The sequence below is a fragment of the Methylobacterium sp. P5_C11 genome (assembly GCF_054049775.1).
Genome location: NZ_JBFULS010000072.1, coordinates 1 through 24,250, shown reverse-complemented (window position 1 = coordinate 24,250; position 24,250 = coordinate 1). Strand labels below are relative to the sequence as shown.

The 24,250-nt window shown below is 73.9% G+C and carries 27 protein-coding genes and 3 pseudogenes; 19 read left to right on the top strand and 11 right to left on the bottom strand.

Features of this window, described 5'->3' with window-relative positions; genetic code table 11:
* Positions 1 to 384 (bottom strand): hypothetical protein (locus tag ACXJKQ_RS25275; RefSeq protein WP_457108427.1); only part of this gene is annotated, 384 nt, incomplete at its 3' end.
* A 48-nt stretch (positions 385 to 432) separates the two neighbouring features.
* On the opposite strand from ACXJKQ_RS25275, the gene ACXJKQ_RS25270 reads away from it, so the two are divergent.
* The 3 genes from ACXJKQ_RS25270 to ACXJKQ_RS25260 all read left to right on the top strand — a co-directional run bounded on the left by ACXJKQ_RS25270 (position 433) and on the right by ACXJKQ_RS25260 (position 3,545).
* Positions 433 to 1,626 carry a phage portal protein gene (locus ACXJKQ_RS25270; protein ID WP_457108426.1) on the top strand — a complete coding sequence of 398 codons (1,194 nt, stop codon included), beginning with the start codon at positions 433 to 435 and terminating at the stop codon, positions 1,624 to 1,626.
* An 84-nt stretch (positions 1,627 to 1,710) separates the two neighbouring features.
* Entirely contained in the window at positions 1,711 to 2,223 is a 513-nt protein-coding gene (locus ACXJKQ_RS25265) for an HK97 family phage prohead protease (RefSeq protein WP_457108425.1), read from the top strand.
* A gap of 47 nt (positions 2,224 to 2,270) precedes the next feature.
* A complete protein-coding gene (locus tag ACXJKQ_RS25260; protein ID WP_457108429.1) occupies positions 2,271 to 3,545 on the top strand; it encodes a phage major capsid protein in 1,275 nt (424 codons plus the stop codon).
* 87 nt (positions 3,546 to 3,632) lie between these two features.
* Here ACXJKQ_RS25260 and dps read toward each other — a convergent pair whose 3' ends face one another.
* The 3 genes and pseudogenes from dps to ACXJKQ_RS25245 all read right to left on the bottom strand — a co-directional run.
* A complete protein-coding gene (gene dps / locus ACXJKQ_RS25255) occupies positions 3,633 to 4,178 on the bottom strand; it encodes a DNA starvation/stationary phase protection protein Dps (RefSeq protein ID WP_457108424.1) in 546 nt (181 codons plus the stop codon).
* Between the two features lie 189 nt (positions 4,179 to 4,367).
* Entirely contained in the window at positions 4,368 to 5,294 is a 927-nt protein-coding gene (locus ACXJKQ_RS25250; protein ID WP_457108423.1) for a S1 family peptidase, read from the bottom strand.
* Between the two features lie 131 nt (positions 5,295 to 5,425).
* Positions 5,426 to 5,521: pseudogene (locus ACXJKQ_RS25245) on the bottom strand (IS5/IS1182 family transposase); the annotation flags it as partial.
* A gap of 181 nt (positions 5,522 to 5,702) precedes the next feature.
* Here ACXJKQ_RS25245 and ACXJKQ_RS25240 point away from each other — a divergent pair.
* Positions 5,703 to 6,686 (top strand): annotated as a pseudogene (locus ACXJKQ_RS25240) (acyltransferase family protein); the annotation flags it as partial.
* Between the two features lie 48 nt (positions 6,687 to 6,734).
* Here ACXJKQ_RS25240 and ACXJKQ_RS25235 read toward each other — a convergent pair.
* Together ACXJKQ_RS25235 and ACXJKQ_RS25230 are read right to left on the bottom strand one after the other, a co-directional pair.
* Positions 6,735 to 7,492 (bottom strand): IS5 family transposase gene (locus ACXJKQ_RS25235; RefSeq protein WP_457108422.1). Its coding sequence is split into 2 segments (ribosomal slippage): positions 6,735 to 7,165 and positions 7,165 to 7,492, totalling 759 coding nucleotides; the frame shifts between segments, so codons are not numbered across the junction.
* Between the two features lie 77 nt (positions 7,493 to 7,569).
* Complete coding sequence (locus tag ACXJKQ_RS25230; RefSeq protein ID WP_457108421.1) at positions 7,570 to 8,322, bottom strand: S1 family peptidase; 753 nt, start codon at positions 8,320 to 8,322, stop codon at positions 7,570 to 7,572.
* 46 nt (positions 8,323 to 8,368) lie between these two features.
* On the opposite strand from ACXJKQ_RS25230, the gene ACXJKQ_RS25225 reads away from it, so the two are divergent.
* From ACXJKQ_RS25225 to ACXJKQ_RS25195, 7 genes are all read left to right on the top strand, one after another.
* Positions 8,369 to 8,929 (top strand): head-tail connector protein, encoded by a 561-nt coding sequence (locus tag ACXJKQ_RS25225; protein ID WP_457108420.1) that lies wholly within the window; start codon positions 8,369 to 8,371, stop codon positions 8,927 to 8,929.
* A 23-nt stretch (positions 8,930 to 8,952) separates the two neighbouring features.
* Positions 8,953 to 9,306 (top strand): head-tail adaptor protein, encoded by a 354-nt coding sequence (locus tag ACXJKQ_RS25220; RefSeq protein ID WP_457108419.1) that lies wholly within the window; start codon positions 8,953 to 8,955, stop codon positions 9,304 to 9,306.
* Positions 9,303 to 9,719: a DUF3168 domain-containing protein gene (locus tag ACXJKQ_RS25215; protein ID WP_457108418.1), complete on the top strand. Its 417-nt coding sequence runs from the start codon at positions 9,303 to 9,305 to the stop codon at positions 9,717 to 9,719. Before ACXJKQ_RS25220 ends, ACXJKQ_RS25215 begins: the two co-directional genes overlap by 4 nt.
* Before the next feature lie 233 nt (positions 9,720 to 9,952).
* A complete protein-coding gene (locus tag ACXJKQ_RS25210) occupies positions 9,953 to 10,363 on the top strand; it encodes a phage major tail protein, TP901-1 family (protein ID WP_457108417.1) in 411 nt (136 codons plus the stop codon).
* A gap of 5 nt (positions 10,364 to 10,368) precedes the next feature.
* Entirely contained in the window at positions 10,369 to 10,701 is a 333-nt protein-coding gene (locus ACXJKQ_RS25205; RefSeq protein WP_457108416.1) for a gene transfer agent family protein, read from the top strand.
* Positions 10,702 to 10,763: 62 nt separating this feature from the next.
* Positions 10,764 to 10,931 (top strand): phage tail assembly chaperone, encoded by a 168-nt coding sequence (locus tag ACXJKQ_RS25200; RefSeq protein ID WP_457108428.1) that lies wholly within the window; start codon positions 10,764 to 10,766, stop codon positions 10,929 to 10,931.
* A complete protein-coding gene (locus ACXJKQ_RS25195) occupies positions 10,931 to 11,503 on the top strand; it encodes a phage tail tape measure protein (RefSeq protein ID WP_457108415.1) in 573 nt (190 codons plus the stop codon). Before ACXJKQ_RS25200 ends, ACXJKQ_RS25195 begins: the two co-directional genes overlap by 1 nt.
* A gap of 28 nt (positions 11,504 to 11,531) precedes the next feature.
* Here the strand turns inward: ACXJKQ_RS25195 and ACXJKQ_RS25190 are convergent, their stop codons facing one another.
* Positions 11,532 to 12,314, bottom strand: a complete 783-nt coding sequence (locus ACXJKQ_RS25190) for a helix-turn-helix transcriptional regulator (protein WP_457108414.1) — start codon at positions 12,312 to 12,314, stop codon at positions 11,532 to 11,534.
* A gap of 81 nt (positions 12,315 to 12,395) precedes the next feature.
* On the opposite strand from ACXJKQ_RS25190, the gene ACXJKQ_RS25185 reads away from it, so the two are divergent.
* Positions 12,396 to 13,178 (top strand): class I SAM-dependent methyltransferase, encoded by a 783-nt coding sequence (locus ACXJKQ_RS25185; protein ID WP_457108413.1) that lies wholly within the window; start codon positions 12,396 to 12,398, stop codon positions 13,176 to 13,178.
* Positions 13,179 to 13,215: 37 nt separating this feature from the next.
* On the opposite strand, the gene ACXJKQ_RS25180 is transcribed toward ACXJKQ_RS25185, so the two are convergent.
* Positions 13,216 to 14,133: a TauD/TfdA dioxygenase family protein gene (locus tag ACXJKQ_RS25180; protein WP_457108412.1), complete on the bottom strand. Its 918-nt coding sequence runs from the start codon at positions 14,131 to 14,133 to the stop codon at positions 13,216 to 13,218.
* Between the two features lie 398 nt (positions 14,134 to 14,531).
* On the opposite strand from ACXJKQ_RS25180, the gene ACXJKQ_RS25175 reads away from it, so the two are divergent.
* From ACXJKQ_RS25175 to ACXJKQ_RS25165, 3 genes are read left to right on the top strand one after another with little or no spacing between them, the layout of a single operon-like run.
* Positions 14,532 to 15,173, top strand: coding sequence for a phage distal tail protein, Rcc01695 family (locus ACXJKQ_RS25175; protein ID WP_457108411.1), 642 nt, complete (start codon positions 14,532 to 14,534; stop codon positions 15,171 to 15,173).
* A gap of 9 nt (positions 15,174 to 15,182) precedes the next feature.
* Complete coding sequence (locus tag ACXJKQ_RS25170; RefSeq protein WP_457108410.1) at positions 15,183 to 16,058, top strand: DUF2163 domain-containing protein; 876 nt, start codon at positions 15,183 to 15,185, stop codon at positions 16,056 to 16,058.
* Complete coding sequence (locus ACXJKQ_RS25165) at positions 16,055 to 16,597, top strand: NlpC/P60 family protein (protein WP_457108409.1); 543 nt, start codon at positions 16,055 to 16,057, stop codon at positions 16,595 to 16,597. Before ACXJKQ_RS25170 ends, ACXJKQ_RS25165 begins: the two co-directional genes overlap by 4 nt.
* Here ACXJKQ_RS25165 and ACXJKQ_RS25160 read toward each other — a convergent pair.
* The gene (locus tag ACXJKQ_RS25160; RefSeq protein ID WP_457108408.1) at positions 16,541 to 16,822 is read right to left on the bottom strand and encodes a helix-turn-helix domain-containing protein; all 282 of its coding nucleotides are present in this window, start codon (positions 16,820 to 16,822) and stop codon (positions 16,541 to 16,543) included. The genes ACXJKQ_RS25165 and ACXJKQ_RS25160 overlap by 57 nt on opposite strands.
* On the bottom strand, positions 16,819 to 17,109 hold the full coding sequence (locus ACXJKQ_RS25155) for a type II toxin-antitoxin system RelE/ParE family toxin (RefSeq protein ID WP_457108407.1): 291 nt from the start codon (positions 17,107 to 17,109) through the stop codon (positions 16,819 to 16,821). The genes ACXJKQ_RS25160 and ACXJKQ_RS25155 overlap by 4 nt, the downstream gene beginning before the upstream one ends.
* A gap of 143 nt (positions 17,110 to 17,252) precedes the next feature.
* Here ACXJKQ_RS25155 and ACXJKQ_RS25150 point away from each other — a divergent pair.
* Together ACXJKQ_RS25150 and ACXJKQ_RS25145 are read left to right on the top strand one after the other, a co-directional pair.
* Positions 17,253 to 21,149 (top strand): annotated as a pseudogene (locus tag ACXJKQ_RS25150) (baseplate multidomain protein megatron).
* Between the two features lie 18 nt (positions 21,150 to 21,167).
* On the top strand, positions 21,168 to 22,424 hold the full coding sequence (locus tag ACXJKQ_RS25145; protein WP_457108406.1) for a DUF2793 domain-containing protein: 1,257 nt from the start codon (positions 21,168 to 21,170) through the stop codon (positions 22,422 to 22,424).
* A 49-nt stretch (positions 22,425 to 22,473) separates the two neighbouring features.
* Here the strand turns inward: ACXJKQ_RS25145 and ACXJKQ_RS25140 are convergent, their stop codons facing one another.
* Positions 22,474 to 23,028, bottom strand: coding sequence for a GDSL-type esterase/lipase family protein (locus tag ACXJKQ_RS25140; RefSeq protein WP_457108405.1), 555 nt, complete (start codon positions 23,026 to 23,028; stop codon positions 22,474 to 22,476).
* A gap of 85 nt (positions 23,029 to 23,113) precedes the next feature.
* Here ACXJKQ_RS25140 and ACXJKQ_RS25135 point away from each other — a divergent pair, with 85 nt between their 5' ends.
* Both ACXJKQ_RS25135 and ACXJKQ_RS25130 read left to right on the top strand, forming a co-directional pair.
* The gene (locus ACXJKQ_RS25135) at positions 23,114 to 23,617 is read left to right on the top strand and encodes a phage tail tip lysozyme (RefSeq protein ID WP_457108404.1); all 504 of its coding nucleotides are present in this window, start codon (positions 23,114 to 23,116) and stop codon (positions 23,615 to 23,617) included.
* A 66-nt stretch (positions 23,618 to 23,683) separates the two neighbouring features.
* Positions 23,684 to 24,232: a hypothetical protein gene (locus ACXJKQ_RS25130; protein ID WP_457108403.1), complete on the top strand. Its 549-nt coding sequence runs from the start codon at positions 23,684 to 23,686 to the stop codon at positions 24,230 to 24,232.
* Positions 24,233 to 24,250 lie beyond the last annotated feature (18 nt).

Sequence of the window (24,250 nt, the reverse complement as noted above, 5' to 3'; positions counted from 1 at the left end):
GTCCTGCGGGGCGCCCGCCTCGCTCGCCCGGCGGCATCCGGCGCCGGTCTCGACCTCCGCCCGCGCCTGCAAGGCGTCGCCGGGTTCCGTGTCGGCGAGGAAGGTGACGCCGTCCCATGTCACGGTGTCCACGGCCCCGGCGACCCGCCGGGACAGGCGCAGGCTGATCTCCGAACGGCCGAAGGGGCGGGCGAGGATCAGGGTCCCGTCCGGTTCCGGCCAGGCGGGGCCGGGCGCATCCCCGGCCCGGGCGGACGCCGCGAGGGCCAAGGGGGCGAGGGCCAAGGGGGCGAGGGCCAAGGGGGCGAGGGCCAAGGGGACGAGGGCCAAGGGGACGAGGGCCAAGGCGACGACACCACCCAGACGGGCGGCGCGGGACCGCATGTGGGACCGAGGCTGCATCGCGTGACCATAGCTCAGGATCGGACCGGCATGTCGACCCTCCTCGAACGGCTGGCGCGGATGGCGCGCCGCACCGCCGGCGGCCCGGCGCTCGCCGCCAAGGCCGCCGCGGCCCCGGCCTTCGCCCTCTACGCCGAGGGCCGGGCCAGCTGGACGCCCCGCGATCCGGCGGCCCTCGCACGGGCGGGCTATCAGGCCAACCCGGTGGTTCATCGGACGGTGCGCCTCGTCGCTGAGAGCACCGCGAGCCTGCCGCTGATCGCCACCGGTCCCGGCGCCGGGCGGGCGGCCGACCTGCTGGCGCTGCTGGCGCGACCCAACCCCCGGGAGAGTGGCACGCATCTCCTGGAGACCGTCTACGCCGACCTCCTGCTCACCGGGACGGCCTACCTGGAGGCGGTGGAGCTCGACGACGGACGGATCGCCGCGCTCCAAGCCCTGCGGCCCGGCCGTATGCGGATGCTGCCGGGTCCGGACGGCTGGCCGGCGGCCTACCTCTACACTACGGGCGGCCGCAGCCGCCGGTTCGACCTCCCAGAGCCCGGCGCCGCGGTGGCGCCGATCCTGCCGCTGGCGCTGTTCCATCCGGAGGACGAGACCGGCGGCCTCGCGCCGATCGCGGCGGCCGCCACGGCGCTGGACATCCACAACGCCGCCAGCGCCTGGAACAAGGCGCTGCTCGACAACGCCGCCCGGCCCTCCGGGGCGCTGATCTTCGCCGGTGCCTCGCTCTCCGAGCCGCAATTCGACCGGCTGAAGGCGGAGCTGGAGGCCAACTACCAGGGCGCCGCCAATGCCGGCCGGCCGCTGCTGCTGGAGGGCGGCCTCGACTGGAAGCCCCTCGCGCTCTCGCCGCGGGACATGGATTTCGTGGAGGCCAAGAACGCGGCCGCCCGGGAGATCGCCCTGGCCTTCGGGGTGCCGCCCCTGCTGCTGGGCCTGGCCGGCGACAACACCCACGCCAACTACGCCGAGGCGAACCGCGCCCTCTACCGCCAGACCCTGATCCCCCTCGCGACCCGCACCGCCCAGGCGCTGGCCGGCTGGCTGGAGCCCGCCTTCGGCCCGGTCGACCTGGAGCCGGACCTCGACCGGATCGAGGCCCTCGCCGGCGAGCGGGAATCCCTGTGGCGCCGGGTCCAGGCCGCCGAGTTCCTGTCGGTGGCCGAGAAGCGCGAGGCGGTGGGCTACCCGCCCGAAAGGCCGCGGGAGCCGGCGCCCTGACGTGGCGCGGGCCTCGCCCCCCTCTGCCGGTGGCATCCAACACGGACCGTCCCTCTAGCCCGCGTCGCACCCGAGGATCCCACCATGGACGGCCACTTCTCCGGCTATGCCAGCGTCTTCGGCGTGCCCGACCTCGGCCGCGACGTGGTGGTGCCGGGGGCCTTCGCGGCGAGCCTCGCCCGGCGGGGCGCGGCCGGCGTGAGGCTCCTGTTCCAGCACGATCCCGCCGAGCCGATCGGCCGCTGGCTCGCCCTGCGGGAGGATGCCCGCGGCCTGTTCGCCCACGGTCAGCTCAACCTCGCGGTGCAGCGCGCCCGGGAGATCGACGCGCTGATGCGCGGCGGCGGCCTCGACGGGCTGTCGATCGGCTTCCGCACGCTGCTGGCGCGGAAGGGCGCGGGCGGCGAGCGCCGCCTCCATCAGGTCGACCTGTGGGAGGTCTCCCTCGTGACATTCCCGCTGCAGCCGTCGGCCCGGGCGAGCCCGGATCCCCCCGAGCCGCCCCTGGTCGACGCGATCCGCGGCCTCGCCCGGCGGATCGCCCCGTCCCACCCGGCGACACGGTCCGCCGGGCTGCCGCCGGGCGCCCGGCCCTGATGTCCAATCTCCCTCCGATGAGGTCCCCCATGGATGCCCACACCCTGATGGCCAGCACTGCCCTGGAGACCAAGAACGGCCAGCACGCGCTGGAGAACAAGGACGCCACGCCCGAGGGCGGGCCGGTCCGCTCGGCCCTCGACGATCTCGCCGCCGCCTTCGCGGCGTTCCGGGAGACGAACGATGCCCGGATCGGTCAGATCGAGGGCCGCCTCCGCCCCGACGTGCTCTCCGAGGAGAAGCTCGCCCGGATCGACGCCGCCCTCGATGCCGCCCGTACCCGCCTCGACCGGATCGCCCTGGAACGGGCGCGGCCGCCGCGCGGTGAGCCCGCCGTCCGGGAGGACGGGCCGGCGCACGCGCACAAGGCCGCCTTCGACCTCTACGTCCGGGCGGGCGAGAGCGGGGGGCTGAAGCACCTGGAGGCCAAGGCCCTGTCGGCCGGCTCCGGCCCGGATGGCGGCTACCTCGTGCCCGACACGATCGAGCGCACCGTCCTGACCCGCCTCGGCCAGGTCTCGCCGATCCGGTCGATCGCCAGCGTGCAGCAGATCTCCGGATCCCAGTACAAGCGGGCGGTCTCGGTGGGCGCGCCGGTCACCGGCTGGGTCGCCGAGACGGCCCCGCGGCCCGAGACCGCCGCGCCGGCCCTGTCGGAGATCGCGTTCCCCGCCATGGAACTCTACGCGATGCCCGCCGCCACCCAGACCCTCCTCGACGATGCCGTGGTGGATCTCGACGCGTGGCTCTCGGCCGAGGTGGAGACCGCCTTCGCCGAGCAGGAGGGCGTCGCCTTCGTGTCCGGCAACGGCGCGAGCCGCCCGCGCGGCTTCCTGAGCTACGACACCGTCGCCAACGCCGCCTGGGTCCCCGGCAAGCTCGGCTTCGTCGCCACCGGGGCGGCCGGCGCCTTCCCGTCGAGCAACCCGGCGGACGTGCTCTTCGACTTGGTCTACGGGTTGCGGGCGAGCTACCGGCAGAACGCCGGCTTCGTGATGAACCGGCGCACCCAGAGCGCGATCCGGAAGTTCAAGGATGCGGAGGGCAACTACCTCTGGCAGCCGCCGCTGGCCGCCGGCCGGGCCGCCACGCTGATCGGCTTCCCCGTCACCGAGGCCGAAGCGATGCCGGATCTCGGGAAGGACAGCCTGTCGGTGGCCTTCGGCGACTTCCGCCGCGGCTACCTCGTGGTCGACCGCACCGGGATGCGCGTGCTGCGGGATCCGTACTCGGCCAAGCCCTACGTGCTGTTCTACACGACCAAGCGCGTCGGCGGCGGGGTGCAGGATTTCGACGCGATCAAGCTCGTGAAGTTCGGCTGAGGCGCCGCCCGCCCCCGACCGGGGCGGAGGCGGGCAGCGGCCGGGGACGCCTCGATCCCCGGCCGTCGTCGGGACGCCGAGAGGGCTTCAGCGGTCCGCATTGCCGTCGCGCAGGGTGCCGGTGGGCTCCTGCACGTGGGCCTCGAGGAACCACAGGTGCTTGTCCACCGCCCGGGAGATCTCGGTGAACAGGTCGGCCGTGCCGGGATCGCCCGCCTCGTCGGTCTCGTCGATGTTGTCGCGCACGGCGTTGGCGTAGCCGGCATAGCTGTCGATCAGCGCGGCGATGTGGTCGGCGATGGCGTAGATACCGGTGGGGTAGGGCGGCAGCTTCGTCCGCTCGGCCACCGCCTGTGTCGAGCCCAGCGCCGTGGCGCCGAGCTGCGTCGCCCGCTCGGCGACCTTGTCGTTCAGGTCGTCGAGTTCGGTGCGGAACCCGTCGAGCATCTCGTGGACGCCGATGAATTGCGGGCCCTTGAGGTTCCAGTGGGCCTGCTTGATCGCCAGGGCGAGGTCGATGCCGTCCGCCAGGCGGGCGTTCAGGGCCTCGACCGCGACCTTCTTGGCGTTCGAATCGGTGTCGTTGCGGGTCTTGTGCGCCCGGGGGGTGTTGCTTTTGCCGGTATCGGCCATGGTCTCGCTCCGTGATCCGGGAAGGTTCGGATGCGAAAGCACCAGTCCGGCCTCAGGTTCCCGCCGGCGCGCGGGATGCCCGGGGTGGTATGCGTCTCGCGCGGCGCCAGACGGGTCCATCTTGCGCCCGGTCTCCGTGCCGGGCTGCGCTCCTCGGAGGCGCGGCCGAGGCCGCCTGCGTGCGTCCCGTTAGCGGCGGCGGCCGGGACGCGCCATCCAGTCGGACCGATTGCCGCGGGGCATCGCCTCGCCGACCTGGATCCGCGACAGTTCGGCCGAGCGCGACGCGATCCAGCCGGCATGCTCGGCCACCGGGGTGACGGCCGTGAAGCCGCCGCAGGCCGTCCGGCGTGCGCCCTGCTGCAGGGCGCCGCTCGACCAGCTGACCACGCCGACGATCCGGTAGCCGCCGGGGCCGCCGGTGAGGATCGGGCCGCCGGAATCGCCGAGGCAGGCGCCGGCCCCCGAGGTCTCGGCCATCCGCCGCCGGTCGGTCACGACGGTCACCCGGTTGGCGACCTGCAGGGAGCCGATCGACACGAGGTGGGCGAGCCGCAGGATCCGGGCGGAGTTCCGCCGGTTTTCGGCCACCACGCCGAAGCCCGCGATGTCCACCGGCTCGCCGTTGCTGATCGAGGCGGCGCCCCGCGGGTCGAGGGGCACGTAGTCGGTGCCGAGCGGCTGTTCGAGCTTGAGCAGCGCGAGGTCGACGCCGGGCTGGTCCTCGGGCGTCGTGCCGGGCACGAAGTCCGGATGCATGGTGGCGGCGATCACCTGCGTCCGCTGCTGGCGGAAGCCGCGGTCGACGCTGATCACCGTGTAGCCGGCGGGCCGCATCACGCAATGGGCCGCGCTCAGCACGAGGTCCGGGGCGATGAGCGTCCCGGAGCAGATCTCGCCCTCGGTGCTCTCGATCCGCACCGCGAAGCTGCGGGCGCCGTTTGGGTCCCGTGTCGTCGTGCCGTTGATCACCGCCGCCGCCGGCGTCGGGAGCAGGGCGACGAGGCCGCCGAGCAGGGCCACGCCCATCAAACCGGCGCTTACGGATCCGCCCCACAGGCCGCCGCGCAGGCTGCGCTCGCGAAGGCCGGCCTTTCGGATCGGGCGAGGAGACATCGGGAACTCCGGGCGCTGTCGGCGCGGGTGGGTGACGCCGAGGGCGGAGGCGCGGCGTCACGGTGAGCCTAGAGCAAGGCAATGGCGCGGCCAAGCTGAGGTTCCCTGCGGACGCTGGAGTCTGGACTCGATCAGCACCAGAACGCGACGATGGCAGCCAGAGCGACGGCTGAGGGGTCGTTGCAGGCGAGCCTTTTGTAACGGGTGGCGATGCGGAGGTCGTCCTTGGAAGCCGTTGAAGGTCGCGGTGATATCCAACCGCACAAACGCACCGCGGTATCAAATACCCGGTCAGGCTGACTCCTCGCGCCCATGCCGCTCCGGGACTTTCGGATCACCTAAGAACGGGGTGAAGCTGCAGATCGTGCGTCTGCACAAAATCTTTACGCTGCCGTTCGAGCATGCCGGATGGCTTCGGCGCATCAACGGTTTGTCGTCCTCGATGGCGTTCGCGGCGTAGCCGCCATAGGCGTCCTGCTGTTCCACGTAAGTCTGTACATTCAGGCCAACTGGCTCTTCGGCCACGGCTCCTTGGCAGTCGACGTGTTCTTCGTGATGAGCGGCTTCGTCATCGACCAAGCCTACGGTTCACGCCTGAGATCCGGTTGGTCACCGAGGCGCTTCCTGCTCACGCGGTTCGCGCGGCTCTATCCCCTCTACATCGCCGGCACCTTGCTCGCGATGATCACCATTGCTGCGAAGCTCGACGGCGCGCCTGATGCCGTTGTCCTTGCGTGGATGGCTGGCATGCTGCTGTGCGGTGCCCTCCTCATTCCTGTACCGTTCGCCGCCGATCGGCCAGTCTTCCTGCTCAACAGTCCGTCTTGGTCTCTTATGGTCGAGGCCGTGGTGAACATGGCCTTCGCTCTATGCGCGCCGCGGGTAGGCATGAGGGTGGTGCTCGGCGTCACCATCGCGAGCGCTGGCCTGCTGCTATTGGCAGCTGCTGAGGGTCAGAGCCTTCTCAACGGAGGACTCGGATCGACACTTCCCGCGAGCTTCCTGCGCGGGGTGTTCGGCTTTGGTGCAGGGCTAAGCGCGTCAGGGCTCTGGCGCCGGGGATTGCTCGACTCTCTCGGTGCATGCCCGAGCCCTCTGCTGTTCGTCATCCTGTGCGCTGTCCTGTGCATTCCGCCAGACACCGGCACACCATGGCTGGACGCTTTCGGCATCCTGATCGTCAGCCCTGGCCTCGTCGCGACGGCCGTAGTGATCCGGCCGTCCGCAGCGGTGGCGGTTGTCTGCACCGAATTGGGAGCCTTGTCTTATCCGCTCTACATTATCCACATGCCGCTGCTGCGGATGGCCGACCACTGGTCGTCCGGTAGCCCGACCTCGTCCGCTCCGTATCTGGCAGCGATGCTGGTGGGGGCTGTTGCTAGCATCGTCTTGGCCTGGAGTGTGGCGAAGCTTACGGAGGCCGCTAGGGTTTGGACGCGATTAGCACCAGAAGGCGATGACGGCGGCGAGCGCGAGGGCCGAGGCGTAGTTGCGGGCCAGCGTGTCGTATCGGGTGGCAATGCGTCTGAAGTCGTTGAGGCGGTTAAGAGTCGCCTCGATGCGCCAGCGTTCGCGACAGCGGAACTTGTCACGGCGGATCCGGCGCTTGGGGCCGCGCTTGCCCTGGATGACCGGCGTGATCCCGCTCTTGCGTAGGTCAGCGCGCAGCCAGTCGGCGTCGTAGCCCTTGTCGGCGCTCAGGCGGCGGATCCGGCCAGGTGCCTCGGCCAGCACCGCCGGGACGGTGATCACGTCGCTGGCGTTGCCGGGCGTCAGCGGGAGGACGCCGGGCCGCCAGAGGACATCGGTAAGCGCGTGGATCTGGGTCGTGTGGCCACCGCGCGACGGGCCGATGGCCTGCGCCCGCGCGCGCCTTTCCCGCCATGGGCGGAGCGGTGTGCCCGGACGTAGCTGCTGTCGAGGGCAGCTGCGTCACCAGCCCACCCGGCCTTGGCCAGTGCGGCCAGCATCGCCTTCCAGAGGCCGCGCCGCGACCAGCGATTGAAGCGATTGTAGACCGTGGTGTGCGGGCCAAACGCGGCCGGGCAATCGCGCCAGCGGCCGCCCGACGTGAGGACGTGCAGGATGCCCGATATGATCCGCTGGTCGTCCTTCCGCTCGGGTACGGGCTGGTCCCTCGGCATGAATGGTTGGATCACCGCCCATTGCTCATCCGAGAGCCAGAACAGGTTCGCCATCGTCACCGCCAGGCCGCGAACAGCCGCCTGGAATCACAAACTGGCAAACGCCGCAACGGCTTGGTTCGGTTCACACCCTACTCCGTCCAGCGCGCGCGCCGGTCCCAGCCACCGAGGACGCGGTCGATCCAGCCGCGCTGCGGGCCGACCAGGACGCCCTGGGTGAGGCCGCCGCAGGCCCCGCCGATCCAGGCCGACAGCGCCAGCACGGCCCCGTCCGGCCCCGCGATCGGGCCGCCGGAATCCCCCTGGCAGGCGCCCCCGCCAGCGCCCTTCAGCCAGACCAGGATGCGGCTCGGGCCGTAGGGCTCGATCACCGGCAGGGCGACGCTGCGGAAGGTGCCGGTGGAGCGCGGGTCGCCGGGCTTGGCGGCGCCGTAGCCCGACAGGGTCAGGGTCTCGCCCGCCCGGGCCGGGGCGGCGCTCAGGGTCACCGGTGCGAAGCGCGCCGGCAGGGGCGTCGCGGTGCGCAGCAGCGCGAGGTCAATGGAGCGTCGCCGGGCCACGGCCGCGCCGGCATCGTAGCCCGGATGCAGCGCCTGCGCGGCGACCTCGACGAGGACCGGAGCGCCCGCGGCGTCGCGGAAATGGACGCGGTGCTCCCGCGCGCCGGCCAGGCAATGGCCGGCGGTCAGGACCGTGTCGGGGGCGAGCACCACGCCGGTGCACACGCCGCCCTTCGACGACAGGACCATCACGGCCCCGCCGGCCGGCGCCTCCGTGCCGCCGACGATCGCCCGCGCCGGGACGGATGTCAGCGCCAGGGCCGCGGTGACGGCCGCCGTCAGCGCCCGCGCCAGAGAGGGGCGGCGCGCCGGGCGGCGGGACATGCGGCGCTTCGAGATCGACATCGGACCACCTGCTCAGGGACGCGCGATGACCCCGTTACGCATCGAGGCCCCCATCGTCGAGCCGGTGGCCGTGGCGGACCTGCGCGCCTACCTGCGCTTCGCGTCCGACGCGGAGGCCGACGAGGACGCCCTGCTCCAGGCCCTGATCGCGGCGGCCCGCGCCAGCCTGGAGATCGAGACCCGTCGGATCCTGGTGCCGGGCCGCTACCGGATCGCGCTGGCCGCCTGGCCGCTGGACGGGCAGGTGCGGCTGCCGCTCTCTCCTCTGGTCGCGCTCCTCCGCGCCGGTTTCGCGGAGCCCGGGGGCGTCGCCGACCTCGACGCGGGGCTGGTCCGCCTCGGCCCCGACCCGAGCGAGGCACCGGCGCTGCTGGTCGACCCGGCGGCGCCGGATCCCGGCGGCCGCACGATCCTGATCGAGGTCGCGGCGGGCTACGGCGGCGACGGGCCGCCGCTGCCGCCGCCCCTGCGCCTCGCGATCCTGCGGCTCGCCGCCGCCCGCTACGAGCACCGCGGCGATGAGCCCGACGCGGCCCGCACCGACGCCGCCGACCTCGCCGCTCCCTTCCGGCGCAGGCGGCTGTGACCTCGCGTTCCGGAGCCTCCCCGATGACGCCCCCGTCCCAACATCCGTCCCTCGGCACGCGGCGCCGCCGCTTCGTGCTCGAACGCCCCCTGGAGGAGCCCGACGGGTTCGGCGGCGTGCTGCGCCGCTACGTCGCCGGTCCCGTCCTCTGGGGCGCCATGGCCCCGGCCGGCTTGGTCGACCGCCCGGCCGGCGGCCGCTGCGATACCCTCGGCGCCTACCGGGTGACCCTGCGGGGCCGGGCGGATCTCGACCCGACCATGCGGCTCGCCGCCGGCCCCCGGCGCTTCGCGATCCGGGCCGTCACCGAGCCGGATGCGCGGGACCGCGACCGGATCTGCCATGTCGAGGAATTGCCGCGGGAGGGTCGGTCGTGAGCGATCCGAGCCCGCTGCTGGCGCTCCGCGCCGGAATGATCGCCCGCTTCGGCGCCGATCCCGCCCTCGCGGCGCTGCTGGGCGGCCGCGTCCGGCTCTACGACGAGCCGCCCCGGGGCACGCTCCCGGTCTACGCCCTGTTCGGGGATGCCGAGATCCAGGACGATTCCGTCGACGGCTCCGAGCGCCACCGGCACCGCCACGCGATCGTGGTGATCGCCCGGCCCGGCTCGGTGCGCACCGCCCTCGACGCCGCCGAGCGGATGGCGGCGCTGCTTCAGGACGTCGCGATGCCGCTCGCCGGCTGCCGCCTCGTCACCCTGCGGGTGCGTGCCATCGCGGCCCACCGTGACGCCCGGACCGGCGAGGCCCGCGCGACCCTGACGGTCGAGGCGGTCACCGAGACTGTGTGAGAGAGGTCCGACGCAAGCGTCGCACCCCTTTCCCGGACAGGTGGAGCGATAGCGGAACCTGATCCGGGAACCAGCACGGGAATCGTCGCGCAGCGACGAATCGTGGACGCTTCGCGACGTCTCGCGCTGGATCCCGGGTCGCATTCCGCTGGCGCTGCATGCGCCCGGGAAAAGGCCCTTTCCGAACCGGCGAGGCGCCTTGGGCGCCGACTCTATCGAGACAGGAGGACCCGATGGGCGCGCAGAAGGGCAAGGACCTGCTGATCCGGGCGGGTGACGGCGCGGGGGGCTTCGTGGCGGTGGCAGGCCTGCGCAGCCGCCAGATCACCCTCAACGCCGAGACCGTCGACGTCACCAACGCCGATTCCGTCGGGCGCTGGCGCGAGCTGCTCGCGGGGGCGGGGGTGCGCCGGGCCGCGATCGCGGGCTCCGGCGTGTTCCGCGACCAGGCCTCGGATGCCCGCCTGCGGCTGATCTTCTTCGAGGGGGCGATCGACACCTTCCAGATCGTGATCCCCGCCTTCGGCATCCTGGAGGGTCTGTTCCAGATCGCGAGCCTGGAATACCGGGGCGACCATGCCGGCGAGGTGACCTTCGACATGAGCCTCGAATCCGGCGGCGCGCTCGCCTTCACGGCGGCTTGAGGGCCATGGCCAACCGGATCCGCGGCGAGGTGCCGCTCACCCTCGGCGGGCAGCGCTACACCCTCTGCCTCACCCTCGGGGCGCTCGCCGAGCTGGAGGGGGCGCTCCAGGCCGGCGACCTCGCGGGGCTGGCCGCGCGCTTCGCGGGCGGGCGCATCTCGGCCCGCGACCTGATCGCCCTCCTGGGCGTCGCCCTGCGGGGCGGCGGCCACGATCTCGACGACGCGGCGGTGGCGCGGCTGCCGCTGGCGGGCGGGCTCGATGCCGTCTCGACGGCCCTGGGCGCGGTGCTGGCGGCGGCCTTCGGGGAGGCGCCGGGTCCGGCAAACCCTCCCTAGGGCCGGACGCGGGCGTCCCGACACCGCGTCCGGCCCCGGGCACCTTCCCCTGGGACGACGCCCTGGCCCTCGGCCTCGGCGCGCTGGGCTGGCGCCCGCGCGACTTCTGGTCGGCGACGCCGCGGGAGTTCGCCGCGGCGCTCGGCCGACGCTCCGGTCCGGAGCCGATGACCCGCGCCGCCTTCGAGCGCCTGCTCGCCGCCCATCCCGACCCGACCGGAGACACCTGATGGCCGACATCGAACCCGACGTGCAGGGCGACGCGCGGATCAAGCAGTTCGAGACCCTCGACCGGCTGGCGCAGAGTTTCGGCCGGAGCCTCGACACGGCTCTGACCCGCGGGGCCGCATCCGGTCGCAGCCTCGACGGCGTGCTCGGCGCCCTCGGGGCGCGCCTCGCCGGCGCGGCGGCGCGGGCGGCGGCCGGGCCAATTCAGGCGGGGGTGGCCGGGCTCATCAACGGGATGCTGGGCGCGGGGTCGGAGACCGGCTTCGCCCGGGGCGGCGTGTTCCGGGGCGGCCGCGTCCAGCCCTTCGCCGCCGGCGGCGTCGTGGCCGCGCCGACCTACTTTCCCATGGCGGGCGGCACCGGCCTCATGGGCGAGGCCGGCCCGGAGGCGATCCTGCCCCTCGGCCGCGGGCCGGACGGCCGCCTCGGGGTCGCCGCGGGCGGCGCTGCGGCGCGGCCGGTCTCCGTGACGGTCAACATCGCGACCGCCGATCCGGCGGCCTTCCGCCGCTCCGAGGCGCAGGTGACCGCGAGCCTCGCTCGGGCGGTGGCGCGCGGCCAGCGGGCGACGTGAGGGTCCCCCGGGGCGGCGGCGCGCATCCTTATCCGGGCGGCGCACACGGCACCAGGGTGACGAGCTTGTAGTCGGGCCGCTCGGCCGGGCTGAACGTGTGCTGCGTGTAGGTGAGGGGGCCATCCTCCGGGTGCCGGAAGGCCCGCGAGCCGCCCTCCCGCGCCATCACGGATTGCGCTTCCCACTCGGACGCGAACAACTCCGACTCGGTTTTCAGCGTCGCGATCAGGCCGTTCAGGCCGGGATCGTCGATCAGGCGGGCGTAATCCGCGCGGAACTCGGCCAGGACGCGCCGCGCCCGCTCGCGCCAATCCGGCAGCAGGTCCCGCGCCGACGGTGCGAGGAACGTGTAGCGAAGGAGGTTCTTCGGCCGTCCGTGCCCCAGCCAGTCGGCGAACAGGCGTTCCGCCGCCGCGTTCCAGCAGCAGGCATTCCACTGCCGGTCCAGACCGTAGGCGGGACACGCCAAAGCGTCGACCAGCGCCGTGATCGCCTCGGGCGCCGGGGAGGCCGCCACGGACGGCGGCGCGTCGGGATCGCGGCGGCCGGCCAACTCGAACAGGTAGGCGCGCTCGGCCGGGGTCAGCGCCAGGGCGATCGCCAGGCGGGACAGCGTCCCCGGCGAGACGCTCACGTCGCGCCCCTGCTCGATCCAGGCGCACCACGTCACCCCGATGCCGGCCCGGGCCGCCAGTTCCTCGCGCCGCAGGCCGGGCGTCCGTCGCCGCCGCCCCGGCAGGTCGGGGGCGATGCGCTCCCTGTGCGAGCGGACGAACCGTCCCAGCAAGCGGCGCTGCGCGTCGGTGATCATGGTGGCGCTTATAACAGGATAAGATTGTCCCTTGTAACAGGTTGAGCGGTCGGGTCTGTCGAGGGCGGAGGAGAACGATCCATGTCCCGACCCCACGAGACCGTCGTCGCCGACCAGTTCGGCAGTCGCGCCCGCGCCTACGTGACGAGCGCGGTTCATGCCGCCGGTGCGGATCTCGACGCCCTGGAGGCGGCCGCCGCCCGCGAGCAGCCCGATCGCGCCCTCGATCTCGGCACCGGTGGCGGGCACGTCGCCTACCGGCTGGCGCCCCATGCCCGGTCCGTGACCGCCGTCGATCTCGCGCAGGCGATGACGGAGGCCGTCGCGAGCACGGCGCGGGAGCGCGGCCTGTCGAACATCGGCACGCAGGTCGCGGCGGTCGAGCGCCTGCCGTTCGACGACGCGGCCTTCGACTTCCTTGGCTGCCGGTTCTCGGCCCATCACTGGCGCGATTTCGAGGGCGGCCTGAAGCAGGCGCGGCGGGTCCTGAGAGACGGGGCCACCGCGATCTTCATCGACGTCGTGTCCCCGGGGCATGCCGCACTCGACACGCATCTCCAGGCCGTCGAGGTCCTGCGCGATCCCTCGCACGCCCGCAACTACACGGGCGCCGAGTGGCAGGCGGCGCTGACCCGTGCCGGCTTTCGCGTGCGGGCCACGCGGTCGCGCCGGCTGCGCATGCACTACCCGGTCTGGGTGGGGCGTATGCAGACGCCCGAGACCCACCGCGCGGCGATCCGATCGCTGCAACGGAGCGCCGCCAGCGAGACGGCGACGTATTTCGAGATCGAGCCGGACGGCTCGTTCACGCTCGACGTGATCTCCGTCGAAGCATCGGCGTGCCGGGCGCAGGCGGCCTCCTGAGCCTGGCGGGGAGCCGGGATCCGGCTCCCGCCTTCGCTCACGCCGCCTTCCGCGCCTCCGTCTCCCGCGCCCGGCTGGTGCGGCCGTCGACGCTGACCGGCGCGACGCCCTGGATCGTCACGCGGCGCACCACGCGGGGCGCCGCGCCGTAATCGTCCACCGCCCGGTGGACCGTGGCGCGGTTGTCCCAGATCGCCACGTCGCCCGTCCGCCACGACCAGCGCACGGTGTTCTCGGGCCGGGTCGCGTAATCGTGGAAGATCGCCAGCAGATGCTGCGAATCCGCCGTGGTGAGCCCCAGGATCCGCTGGATGAAGTGCCCGACGATCAGCGCGCGCTCGCCGGTCTCCGGGTGGACGTGGACCAGCGGGTGCTCGGTCTCGAACACGGTTTTGGTGAACACCTCGTCGTAGCGCCGCCGCCCGGCCTCCGAGACGTTCACCCGGCCACCGACATAGTCGTAGACGTTGGAGTGCAGCGCCCAGAGCCTGTCGGCGAGGTCGCGCAGGGGCTCGGGCAGGTCCGCGTAGGCCGCCGCCGTGTTGGCCCAGAGCGTGTCGCCGCCGTAGGGCGGCAGGGTCACGGCCCGCAGGATCGAGAGCGCCGGGTAGGCCGGCACGAAGGTCACGTCGGTGTGCCAGGAACTCGCCCGCTCGCCCCGGCTGCCGTCGATGTCGAGGACCCCCGCCGTGCCGGCGAGGGAGGGCACGGTCGGATGCGGGACGAGGTCGCCGAGGCGCCGGCCGAAGGCTTCCTGCCCGGCCTCGTCGAGGTCCTGGTCGCGGAAGAACACGACCTTGTGGGTGTTCAGCGCCTGCCGGATCGCCGCGACGGTGCCGTCGTCGAGGTCCCCCGAAAGGGCGACGCCGCGGATCTCGGCGCCGATGCGGCCGGCGACGCGGCGGATGTCGAGGGCGGGGGCTGATGCGTGGAGGGGCTGAGCGATGGCGGTCATCGGAAGATGTCCCTGGCAGGGTGGCGAGGCGGCGTGCAGAGCGCGCGATGAACCGAGATGTTCTGAACGGATGGACTTCAGAACATATCCGTTTCGGTATGAAGATCTTCGACCGACCGCCGTATTTTGTCGATGAACGGATTTTTTTATTTTCTCGCTCTTCCGGCAAGACTCTTTTCGGCGGCCTGCATCCGGTAGCGACGACATTCCCCGACTTCGCGCGGGGTCCCGCCGAGGCCGGGCACCGCGACCGTCTTTGCGAGCGGAGCGGAGCCATCCAGCGGCACCCCGTGCACCGATGTCGCGCTGCCCTGGGTCGCTTCGCTGCGCGCGCGCTGACGGCGGTGGCGCGGATGACCGGCGCGGCCCTGTCGCGACTCGAACCGGAAAGGACCGCCATGGCTTCGGACTTCCACGAGGTGCTGTTCCCCCTCGACGTCTCCCTGAGCGCCGGCGGTGGCCCGCAGCGGCTCACCGAGATCGTGACCCTGGCCTCGGGCCGGGAGCACCGGAACGGCCGCTGGGCCGATTCCCGCCGCCGCTACGAGGCCGGGTTCGGGATGCGCGGCCTGGACGCCCTCCACGCCGTGCTCGCCTTCTTCGAGGAGCGGCGCGGGCGGCTCTACGGCTTCCGCTTCCGCGACCGGGTCGACTGCCGCTCCGGGCCGCCCGGCCGGCCGATCGGCCCCCTCGACCAGCTCCTCGGGACGGGAGACGGCACCACGGCGTCGTTCCCGCTGGTCAAGGCCTATGGCGCTGGCTTCGCCCCCTACCGCCGCCGGATCGCCAAGCCGGTGGCCGGCAGCGTCCGGGTGGCGGTGGCGGGCCGGGAGATCGAGGCCGGCGCCTTCGCGTGCGACCCGACCACCGGCCTCGTCGCCTTCGCGGCCGGGCACGTGCCGCCCGCGGGGGCCGCCGTGACGGCGGGCTTCGCGTTCGACGTGCCGGTCCGCTTCGACACCGACGAACTGACCATCGACCTCGCGGCCTTCACGGCCGGGGAGATCCCGAAGGTGCCCCTCGTCGAGATCGTGCCCTGAGGAGGAGCCATGCGCGACATCCCGGAGGCCTTCGCGGCCCATCTCGCGGGCGGCGTGACCACCCTGTGCCGCTGCTGGTCCCTGCGGCGGCGCGACGGGCTCGCCCTCGGCTTCACCGACCACGACCGCGACCTGACCGTCGCGGGTCTCGTCCACGCCGCCCGCACCGGGCTGGAGGCGGCCGAGGCCAGCGCCGAACTCGGCTTCGCGGTCTCGGGCGGCGACGTGGCCGGGGCGCTCAGCAGCCTCGGCCTCACCGAGGCGGACATCGCCGGCGGCCTCTACGACGGCGCCGCGGTCGAGACCTGGCTGGTCGACTGGTCCGATCCCGGGACGCGGCTCCTCATCGACGTCGCCACGATCGGCGAGGTGCGCCGGGAGGGCGACGCCTTCGTGGCGGAGCTGCGCGGCCTGACGCACCGGCTCGGCGCCGAGCGCGGCCGCACCTACCGGGCCACCTGCGGCGCCGATCTCGGGGACGCGCGCTGCCGGGTGGATCGCGCCCCGTGGACGACCACCGGCCGGGTGACGGGCCTGCCCGAGCCGGCGACGCTGTCCGTCTCGCTCGCGAGCGCCTTCGCGGACGGCCTGTTCACGGGCGGGCGGCTCACCTGGACGGCGGGGTCCAATGCCGGGCACGCGGCGGATGTGCGGCTGCAGCTCGGCCCCCTGGTCGAACTCTGGACTCCGCCGCCCCGGCCCGTCGCGACCGGCGACGGCTTCGACCTCTCGGCCGGCTGCGACAAGCGCCTCGCCACCTGCCGCGACCGCTTCGCCAACGTGCGCAACTTCCAGGGCTTTCCGCACATGCCGGGCAACGACGCGGTGATGCGGGCCGTGCCGGGCTCCCACCCCCTCCTCGACGGCGGGAGCCTGTTCCGATGAGCGCGATGCGGCGGGCGATCGGCCAGGATATCGGTGCTGCGGCGCTCGGCGAGGCGCGCCTGTGGCTGGGCACGCCCTACCGGCACCAGGCCTCGCTGCGGGGCGTGGGCTGCGACTGCCTCGGGCTGCTGCGCGGGGTCTGGCGCGGCCTCTACGGCGCCGAGCCGGAGGTGCCGCCGCCCTATTCGGGCACCTGGGCCGAGTCGGCCGCGCCCGGGACCGATCCCCTGGCCGAGGCGGCGGCCCGCCATCTGGTACCGGCGCCCGGAGCGCTGCCCGGAGCGCTCGCGGTCCCGGCGCCGCGGGCGGGCGACGTGCTGCTCTTCGCCTTCCGCCGCCACCTCCCGGCCCGCCACTGCGCCATCGCCACCGGCGACGGCGCGATGATCCACGCCCACGACGGCGCGGCCGTCACGGAGGTGGCGCTCGCCCACTGGTGGCGGCGGCACGTGACGGGGGTGTTCCGGTTTCCGGAGGTCGGCTCAGGCCGCCGCGGCGACGCGAAGCTCAACCTGCAGCCCGGCCGCGGTCAGCATTGAGACCAGCGAGTCGATGGCGAACAGGTCTATTTTCCCGCGCATCAGGTCCGAGATGCGCGGCTGCGTGACGCCGAAGATCTTCGCCGCCTCTGCCTGGCTCAAGCCCGTTCGCTCGATGTGATCACGCAGAGCCATCATCAAGGTCGAACGAATGCGCATGTGGGCGGCCTCGGCCGGCGAGTCCTCTATGGCATTCCAGATCGTGTCAAAGGTTTTGTCCGTCACGATTGTAGCTCACGAACGAGGTCTGCGTATCGCTGCTTCGCCAGTGCGATGTCGGCGGATGCCGTCTTCTGCGTCGATTTGCGGAAGCAGTGCAGAATGAACACGGCGTCCGAGAACTTTGCCACGTCGATCACGCGAAACGCGCCGCCCGGCTCCCGGATACGGATTTCCCGGACGCCCGGACCGATCGAGGGCATCGGCTTCCAATCGTCCGGATCGCGGCCGGACTGAACGCGGTCGATCTGATAGCCGGCGGCGCGCCGGGCATCCTGAGGAAAAGCCCGCAAGTCATCGAGTGCGCTCCCGCGGAACGCGACGCCTATCGGCTGCCGACCTACAGCGTTGCCCCAATCGCCGCGACCGAGATCGGGTTATACAATTTTTTGTATATTTGCAAACGCCGCCGCACGAGACGGCCCCGGAGCCCCCCATGGCGACGCTGATCCTGTCCTCGGCCGGCGCGGCGGTGGGCACCGCGCTGGGCGACCCGATCGGCGGCCTGGTCGGCCGGGCGCTCGGCTCGGTCGCGGGCTCGGCGCTCGGGGGCGCCCTGTCGGGCTCCGGGCCGCACACGCGCTTCGTCGAGGGGCCGCGGCTCGCCGACGTTGCCGGGCTCACCTCCACCTAGGGCGACCCGATCCCCCGGGTCTACGGCCGGGCGCGGATCGGCGGCAGCCTGATCTGGGCGACGCGTCCGCTGGAGATCGCCAACACCACGGTGCAGCGGGCCGCGACCCCCGCCAAGGGCCTGGGCGGTCAGAAGACCGTCACGACCCGCTACGCCTATTTCGCGAACCTCGCGGTCGGCCTGTGCGAGGGCGAGATCGCCTGCGTCCGCCGGATCTGGGCCGACGGCAGGGAGATCGACCAGGTCGGCCTGACCCTGCGGGTCCATACCGGCGGCCCCGACCAGCCGCCCGACCCGCTCATCGTCGCCAAGGAGGGGGCCGAGACCGCGCCCGCCTACCGCGGCCTCGCCTACGTGGTGTTCGAGCGCCTGCCGCTCGCCGATTTCGGCAACCGCGTCCCGCAATTCGCCTTCGAGGTGATCCGCCCGGTCAACGGCCTGTTCGGCCGCGTGCGCGCCGTCGACCTGATCCCCGGCGCCAGCGAGTTCGGCCTCGATCCGGACCGCGTCACCGTGGATCTCGGGCTCGGCCGGACCGAGGCCGCCAACCGCCACCAGCTCCAGCGCGACACCGACGTGATCGCCTCCCTCGACGCCCTCCAGGCGCTCTGCCCGAACCTGCGCCGGGTCGCCGTGGTGGCAACGTGGTTCGGCACCGACCTGCGCGCCGGCGCCTGCCGGGTGGTGCCGAAGGTCGAGGGCGCCCAGAAGCGCGCCCTCCCGGAGGATTGGCGCGTCGCAGGGATCACCCGCGACGGGGCCGAGGCGGTTTCGACCCTGCCGGACGGCAGCCCGGCCTACGGCGGGACCCCCGCGGATGCGGGCCTGACCCGGCTGGTGGCCGAGCTGGCGCGCCGGGGCCTCGCGGTGTCGCTATACCCGTTCGTCATGATGGACGTGCCGGCCGGCACGACGCTGCCTGATCCGCATGCCCTAGGTGCGGCCCAGCCCGCCTATCCCTGGCGCGGGCGCATCACCTGCGATCCGGCGCCGGGCCTCCCGGGAAGTCCGGACGGGACCGGCGCGGCCGACGTCCAGGTCGCGGCGTTCTTCGCCGGCGGATACCGTGCCGCGGTGCTCCACTACGCCGACCTCGCGGCCGGCTGGGCGGACGCGGGCGTCCGGATCGCCGGCTTCGTGATCGGCAGCGAGCTGGTCGGCCTGACCCGGGTGCGAGGGGCTGCCGGCTATCCGGCCGTCCAGGCCCTGCGCGGCCTCGCCGCCGCCGTGCGCGCCCGCCTCGGCCCGGAGGTGACGCTGGTCTACGCCGCGGACTGGACCGAATACGGCGCGCACGTCGCCCAGGGGGGCGCCACGGTCCGCTTCCCCCTCGACGACCTCTTCACGGATCCCAACATCGGCGCCGTCGGGATCGACTGGTACCCGCCCGTCTCCGACTGGCGCGACGGCCCGGACCACGCCGATCTGGCGGTGACGGGCGACATCGCCGACCGGGCCTACCTCAGGGCGCGGGGCGCGTCCGGCGAGGCCTTCGACTGGTACTACGCCGACGCGGCCGACCGCGCCGCCCAGGCACGCAGGCCGATCACCGACGGGGCCGCCGGAAAGCCGTGGATCTTCCGGGCCAAGGACCTCGTCGCATGGTGGTCGAGCCCGCATGTCGAGCGCGACGGCGGCGTCGAGACCCGCCCCACCGCCTGGGTGCCGGGCTGCAAGCCGATCTGGCTCACCGAGGTCGGCGTTCCGGCGGTGGACAAGGGCACCAACGGTCCCAACGTCTTCCCGGACCCGAAATCAGCCGAGGGCGCCTACCCGCCGGAATCCCGCGGCCTCCGGGACGAGCTGATCCAGCTGCGCGGGGTCGCGGCCATCCTCGCCCGGTTCGACCCGGCCGGGCCGGGCTTTCGGGACGCCGACAACCCCGTCTCGCCGGTCTATGGCGGCCGCATGGTCGATCCCGACGGGATCTTCGTCTGGGCCTGGGACGCGCGGCCCTTCCCGGCCTTCCCAGCGGTGCGGGGCGTCTGGGCCGACGCGGCCAACTGGCGCGTCGGCCACTGGATCACCGGCCGGATCGAGGGCTGCGACCTCGACCTGCTGGTCCTGCGGATCCTGGAAGATTTCGGCTTCGACGCGCCGGTCTCCGTGGAGGCCGCCGCCTATCTCGACGGCTACGTGATCGACCGGCCGCTCACCGCGCGCGGCGCCCTCGAGACCCTGGCGCAGGTCTACGGCCTCGATGTCTCGGCGGTGGCCGGGACCCTGCATCTGCGCGGTCCCCGCCGCGACCGGCCCGTGGTCCTGGCCGAGGCCGACCTCGTCCGGCTGTCGGAGGATCGGCCGGTCCTGCGCCAGGTCCGGGCCGAGGAGAGCGCCCTGCCGCGCTCCGTGGAACTGGGGATCACCGAGTCCGAGAGCCCGGATTACCGCCGCGCCGCGGCGGCGGCCGTTCGGCCCGCCGGCGAGCGGCGGCGCGAGATCCGGGTCGAGGCGGCGATCGTCACCCGCCGCGAGACCGGCGACGGACTGGCCGAGGCGTTGCTCGACCGCCTGATCGCGGCCCGCGACACCGCGCTGTTCACCGTGAGCCCGCGACGGGTCGAGTTGGCGCCCGGCGACCTCCTGGCCGTGCCGGCCGACGTGCCGGGCGGCACGGTGCTGCGCAGGATCGACCGGATCGACGATGCGCCCACGGGCCGCCGGATCGAGGCGAGCGGCGTGCCGCCCCGGGCCGGACCCGGGCGCGGGCTGGCCCGCAGCAGAGCCCAGGCCGATGTGGCGCCGCCGGTCTTCCCCGGGCCGCCGCTGGCCCTCGCCCTCGACCTGCCGGTGGATCGCGGCAGCCCGTCGATCCTGCAGTACCTCGCGGTCGCGGCCGAGCCGTGGCCCGGCGGGGCGGCGGTGTGGCGTGCCGAGGGGGCAGGCCCGCTCGCCCTCCACGGTCTCGTCGACTACCCGGCCTGCCTCGGACGGACCCTCTCGGCGCTGCCCGCCGGGCCGCTCTGGCGGATCCAGCGGGGCGTGACCCTCGACGTCACGCTGCGCCGCGGCGGCGCCCTCGCGTCGATCGGCACGGCGGCGCTGCTCGCCGGGGGCAACCTGTTCGCGCTGCTCGGCGCCGACGGCGTCGTGGAACTGTTCGGCGCCGCGCAGGCGGTGCTCACTGGACCCGACACCTACCGGTTGTCGGGCCTCCTGCGCGGGCTCGGGGGCAGCGAGGCGGCGGCGGGACGGGCGAGACCGGCGGGCAGCCTGATCGTGCGCCTGGACGACGGCGCGGTGGTGCCGCTGGTGGAGCGCCTGGACGAGGTCGGCCGCAGCCTCCGCTACCGGATCGGTCCAGCCGGAAGCGACCCGGGCGACCCGGCCTTCACGGACCTCACGGCCACGGCCGGCCTCGCCGCGCTCACGCCGCTGCGGCCCGTCCATCTCCGAGCGCGGCGGACCGGCGAGGGCGTGCGGCTCTCCTGGATCCGCCGGTCGCGCCGCGACGGGGACGCCTGGGAGCCCGCTGAGATCCCCCTCGACGCGCCGGAGGCCTATGCGGTGACGGTGTTCTCGGCGGATGGCACGGCCCGGCGCACGCTCCGGTCCGAGGCCCAGCACTGCCTCTACGCCGACGAGGCGGCCGATTTTGGCGTGGCCCAGACGCATCTCGACGTCGCCGTGGCGCAGCTCGACCCCGTCGCCGGGTCCGGGCTCCCCTGCCGCGCCCGCATCCCCGTCCGCTCGGCCTGACTGCCCGGGAGCCGCCCCATGTCCGACGCCACGCCCCATCTCGGCCTGCCGCTGATCGCCGCGAGCCAGGCCCAGAAGCACGTCACCCACAACGAGGCGCTCGATCGCCTCGACGCCCTCGTCCAGCTCGCCTGCCTGGACAAGGACCTCGCCGCCCCGCCGCCGAGCCCCGCGGAGGGCGACCGCTACCTCGTGGTCGCGTCCGAGCCCGGGGGCGCCTGGGCGGGGCTCGCCGGTCAGGTGGTGCGCTACGCCGACGGCGTCTGGACCGGTGCGGTCCCGCGGGCCGGGTGGCTCGCCTACCTGATCGACGAGGCCGACCTCTACGTCTTCGATGGCGCGGCCTGGACGAGCTTCCGCCGGACGCTGACGGCGATCCAGAGCGTCGATCGCCTCGGGATCAATACCGGCGCCGACGCCACGAACCGCCTCGCCCTGAAGGCGGATTCCGCCCTGCTGACCTGGGACGACGCCACGCCGGGTTCCGGCGACATGCGGGTCTTCGTCAACAGGAAGGCGTCGGCCTGCGACGCCGCCCTGGTCTTCGAGACCGGCTACACGGCCCGGGCGCTGCTCGGGACCCTCGGGAGCGACGACTTCACCCTGAAGGTGTCGGTGGACGGGTCCGCCTTCGCCACCGCGCTCACCGCCTGCGCGACGACGGGGGGCATCGATTTCGCCTCGGCCGAGGCCGTTCTCGACGCCGCGCCCACCACCGACCTCGGCGCCACCGGGACCCGGCGGGTCCTCGTCACCGGCGCGGCGCGGATCGCGAGCTTCGGCCGCGCGGCCGACCGGGAGCGGTTCGTGCGCTTCGCCGGGGCCGCGACCCTGGTCCACGCGGCCGGAACGCTGGCGCTGCCGACCCGGGCCGACCTCGTCACGGCCCCCGACGACACCTGCATCGCGACCTCGGACGCGGCGGGCCGCTGGCGCGTGCGCCACTACCAGCGCGCCGACGGGACGCCGCTCGCGATCGGTGCGCAGACGCTCGGCGCCAACGGGTCCGTCCAGCTCCCGGGCGGCCTGACCCTCCAATGGGGGCTCGTCACCGGCGCCGATGCGGATGTCGCGGTGACGTTCGATCGCGCGTTTCCGAGTGCCTGCCTGGGCGTCTGGACCCAGCCGGCCACCGCTGCGGGCGACGCGCTCCACGCCGCGCAGGTGAGCGACGTCGCGGCGACCGGCTTCACGCTCCGCAGCCGCCGCGCGGCGGCCGGCACGGTGACGGGCGCCGCATCCGTTCCGATCTACTGGCTCGCTGTGGGCACCTGAGGACTCGTCGTCCCTGCGTCCGGGACATCCCGACGAATCGCGTGCCCCGTCAGGCGGGGAGGAGGGCCGCGAGCATTGTGGGTTCGATCGCCGCATAGCCCGCCGCGTTGAGGTGGATGCCGTCCTCGGTGAAGGCGCGTCGGAGCTCTCCCGTCTCGGTGGCGAGGGGCGCGTCGTAGTCGACGAGGCCGGCGGCGCCGGCCGCGCAATAGGCGCGCAGCCAGCCGTTCAGGGCACGGATCCGCGCCACCGGGCGCAGCTCGGGGCGCCAGCCCCAGAAGTCGCTCGGCATGACCGTGCCGATGGTCAGCGGCAGGCCGGCCTCGAACGCCATCCGCCCGATGGCCATGAGGTTCTCGCGGATCTCGCCGTCGGAGACCGGGCCGCCGATCTCCGCGATGTCGTTGATTCCGCACAGGAGATGCACGCCGCGCGCGCCCGCCGTGTCCCGGAGGAACCGGGCGCGGATCTGCCCGCTCGTCTGGCCCGGCACGCCCCGGGCCACGAAGCCCTGCCGCGCGAAGGTCTCCGCCCGGACGATGCCCCAGGCGGCGGTGATCGAGTCGCCGATGAACACGAGCGGCCGGTCCTGTCCGCGTCCCACGCTTCCCCCTTCCGCGCCGCGCCCCGGGGCGCGCGCGGTCGCCTTAGCCCGGCGGTGCCGGGCGCGCCACCGAGCGGAGCCCCCCATGCCCAGTCCTGCCGACAGGGATGCCTTCGCGGCCGCGTGCTGCCGCCTCGGCCCCCGCCTGATGCGCGATCTCGGCCTGAGCGCGGTCCAGGCCGCCGGCCTCCTGGGCAATCTCGGCCACGAGACCGGCGGGTTCGGCCGGCTCCAGGAACTCCGCCCCGCGGTGCCCGGCTCCCGGGGTGGGTGGGGGCTCGCCCAGTGGACCGGACCCCGGCGCGTCGCCATGGAGGCCTGGTGCCGGGCGCGCGGCCTGGACCCGGCCTCGCCGGAGGCGGGCTACGGCTATCTCTGCGTCGAGCTGCGCACAACCGAGGCGCCGGCCCTGGCGGCCCTGCGGGCGGCCCCGACCCTGGAAGCCGCCACCGAGACGGTGTGCCGGCGCTTCGAGCGCCCGGGCGTCGCCGCGGCCGCGAGCCGCCTTGCCTGGGCGCGCCGGGCRCTCGCGGCCCTCCGCGCCGGTCCCGATCCGGGGGCGTTGGCCGGGCGACCGGGACGCGCCTGACCCGCGCCGCCGAACCAGATCCCGAGCCGGCCGGGTCCGCCGCGCGATCAGCCACGGAGATCGACCATGACGCACCGTATCCGCGCGGGGCTCGTCCTCGCCTGTGCCGCCCTGCCGCTCGTCGCGCGTCCGGATTCGGGCCTCGCCGCGGTCTTGCCCGCCGCCGGGGTCTTGCCCGCCGCCGGCGTGACGCTGCCCTGGGGCGACTGGCTGGTCGGCCTTCTCCAGCCGGTCACGGCCGTCCTCGTGCCGCTCGCCGCCGCCGCCGTGACCGCCGGCATCGCCCGGGTCGCGCCCTGGGCGGCCTCGCTGCTCACCCGCGACCGCGTCGAGGCCGCGATCCGCGCCGGTGCCGAGTTCGGCCAGAACGCCGTGGCCGGTGCGGCCCGGGGCCGGACCGTGAACGTCGATCTCGGGGCGGCGGTGGTCGCGGCGGGCACCCGGCACGTGCTCGCCACCGCCCCCGCCCACGTCGTCCGGAAGGCCGGCGGCGCCGAGGGTGTCGCCGCGCGGATCTTCCGGGCGCTGCCCCTCGACCCGCAGGCGAGCGCCGCGAGCGTCCTCGCCCCGGCCCTCGTCCAGCTGCACGGCGCGGGCGCCGCGCCCCGGGGCTGAGGCCCGGCGCGGCCGCGA